Here is a 3,260-nt window from a genome sequence, read left to right as displayed (position 1 = left end):
AGCGGCCATCGATCCACCGTATCACACTCACATGGCTGTCATACCACCGTCCGTTTTCGGAATTCCGGAACTCCCATCTGTACTCTCCTGCATAGCTGCCGTCCTGCTGCATAAGCATCGCATTCGTGCATAATCCACAGGGTTCTTCCTGCCCCGGTTTCATCACAGACCAGCATCTCTTCCCTTCAATATCACCTGTGAATCCTGTAATCTCACGTGCATACTCATTGATAAAGAGCAGCTCATGCGTCTGTATATCAGCCACATATACAGCAGCATTAATTCCATCCAGCACCGCAAGCAGCCTCAGGTGTGCTGCCTGCAACCTCTCATCAGCTGCCTTTAGTTCCGCGTTCTTCAGCTGAAGCTCTGTTTCTGCACGCTTTCGTTCGGTTATATCACGGGATATCCCGAGTATCGAAACAGGACGTCCGTCTTCATCACGCAGGAAACGGGCAAGGTTCTCGACTATGATGGTTGATCCATCCTTACAATACTCCTCGGTCTCAAAGGTGATAGATCGGTTTGGATCTGCTGTACCGGACTCTTCAAGATCCATCTGTTCCCGTATAATATCATTGAGAACAGCATAGGACTCCGGAGTCATATCCTCCTTTATTGATTTTCTCATCGATTCGGAAACGGTGAAGCCTTTCATCCTCTCGACTGAGGGGCTGATATATTGAAGCCTGAAGGTTGTGTCATACAGCCAGATGTAGTCTGCCGTATTTTCTGCAATAATGCGGTACTTCTCCTCGCTCTTCTTCAGCGCCTCTTCGGAGATTTTTCTTTCAGTTATATCCCGGACAGAAATAAGATCTGCAGTCATTCCATCATACTGGATCTGCTTGCCGACACATTCCACGAAAAGTTTTTTCTCCAGTGCTGACTGGATGGTATATCCTGCAAGATATGCGTCATTACCCTGGAATAATTCAATTAAGTCGCGTATCGCCGCTTCCTTTGACTCTTCTGCAACAAAAGCAAGTACATTTTTTCCAATCAGTTCTTCATGATCCTCAATTTCAAGCAGGTGGGCGGCGGCACTATTGATAAAAACAATATTTCCCTCTTGATCCAGAATTGCAATCGCTTCTATCGAATTTTCGACAAGCGAGCGGAACTTCTCCTCACTCTCCCGGAGCAGCTTTTCTGCATTCTTTCTCTCGGTGATGTCGGTATGGGTTCCAAGGAGTCGGAGAGGGATCCCATCTGCATCACGGCTGACAACCTTGCCCCTGGCCAGGATCCATTCCCAGCCGTTCTCTTTTCTCCTCATCCTGAACTCAAGCTGAAAACCCTCCTTCCCTTCCCGGATATTGGCATGGATACACGCTTCAGCTCCTTCGATATCCTCCGGATGAATGAGCGACCTCCAGGTTTCATAAGACCCCGGCATCTCACCAGGCTCATATCCCAGCATCCTGTACCATCGGGGGCTGAGGATGGCGTTCCCGCTCACGAGATCCCAGTCCCATATTCCATCATTGGTAGCATCCAGTGTGAGCCTGTACCGCTCCTCGCTCTCCCTGAGAGAGTCTTCTATCCGCCTCCTTTCTGTGATATCTGTCAGCTGTTCGATGATCAGCCGCACCTCTCCCTCATCATTAAGGACAGGGTTGCTCCGGCAGATGAAATACCGGTCAAGTTCGGGGATGTACCGCTCGACTGTTTCAAGCTTTTTGCTCCTCAGTGCAACTTCGGTTGCACAGTTCTCACAGGGCGTTGTTCTCCCTATCAGGGAGTGGCAATGCTTTCCCTCAACCTCCCGGGGGGAGAGACCGAGCATCTCATATCCTGCCCTGTTATAGCGGACCATCGAATGATCCGGGTTCTGTATCCCGATGATATCTGATACGCCGTCAAGGACGCCTTCAAGGAGACGGTTTGCATCCCGTATCTTCTCATCAGCCCGCTTTCGTTCATCAATATCGATGACCACCCCATCCCAGAGGATGCTCTGATCATTCTGCACAGACGGTGTTGCATGTACTTCAAGCCACCGATAGCCGGATGCTGCGTTAAAGAGAAATATGTACTCAAAATCAATCAGGTATTCTGCCGATTCCGACATTGCTCCCCGAAATCCTGTCAGATAGTCTGAATGGATCCGTTCTGTCACTGATGAAAAATCTCTGTATAACTCCTCCTGTGAGATCCCGGTGATCTCTGGTATTTTATTGCTGGCATACAGGATGGACAGCTCTTCTGATGGCAACATCTGAAGCTGGAAGATGCCGACAGGAGCATTCTCGGATATCCTTCTGAAACGCTCTTCACTCTTCTGCAATGCCTCTTCAGATCTCTTCCGATCAGTGATGTTTGTCAGGACAAGCAGATTGGTCGGAGTGTCATGGTACTCCATAATTGTCCCCTGGACAAGCACTGTTATCCGTCCGCCTTCCTTTGTCCTGATTTCGACCTCATATGGCGATACCGGCAATCCTTCTGCCCGTGCAACCAGTTTCTGCTTCACCAGATCATGGTATTCTTCAGGAACAAACGAAAGGACATGAGCACCTGCAAGTTCTTCAACCGGGTAGCCAAAGGCCTGTTCTGTAGCTGGATTTGCAAAGATAACCCTCCCATCGTTTCCATAGAGGACAATGTAATCAGGAATGTGGTCTATGAGTGTGCGGTTGAAGATCTCGCTCTTCCTGAGTGCATCTTCAGATCGCCTTCTTCCCAGTGCACTTGCGATGATATCGCCACAAAACCTGAGGATATTGATATCTTCCTGATTCCAGTCCCTGATCGTCTCAACATTATCAAAACCGATAAATCCGGTAAGCCCGTCACTCATCATCAGTGGAATGGCAATCAATGAAAGGACACCCTGTTTTTCCAGCAAACTCTTTTCTGAAGCTGCTTCGGGGGGCATCTCATGAAGATCCCTGATCCTGATGATCTCATTATTACGAAGCTTCTTCATCCACCAGGAGAAGTGGGAGCAGGGGAGGTTCTGAAGATTTTCGATCTCAGGCGAAACACCATCTGCGCACCACTCATGGCTGTTATCCATTACATCGCTAGCTTCCCGTAAAAGGAAGATGTATGAACGGGATGCACCGCAGAAAGAGCCGATGTCTTCAAGTGCCACATTGATCGGCAGATCAATATCATCAGATGCAACAAACCGTGATGAAATGAGTCCGATCAATCGCTCAAACCAAAGCCTTCTCTTTATCTCAGCCTCTCCACGCCTGGTGGCAACCGCATAGTGGATTTTATTTATCAGTTCTGCAAACTGGGATCGGGGA

At 48.8% G+C, this 3,260-nt stretch carries 1 protein-coding gene; it reads right to left on the bottom strand.

The window, feature by feature from the left end; genetic code table 11:
* Nucleotides 1-3,260, bottom strand: a 3,260-nt coding sequence (locus QCH34_RS09430; RefSeq protein ID WP_300333278.1) for a PAS domain S-box protein, incomplete at both ends; no start/stop codon positions are given.

The organism is Methanocalculus sp. (genome assembly GCF_029762515.1).
Taxonomy (GTDB): domain Archaea; phylum Halobacteriota; class Methanomicrobia; order Methanomicrobiales; family Methanocorpusculaceae; genus Methanocalculus.
This window is presented reverse-complemented; position numbering and strand designations above follow the sequence as displayed.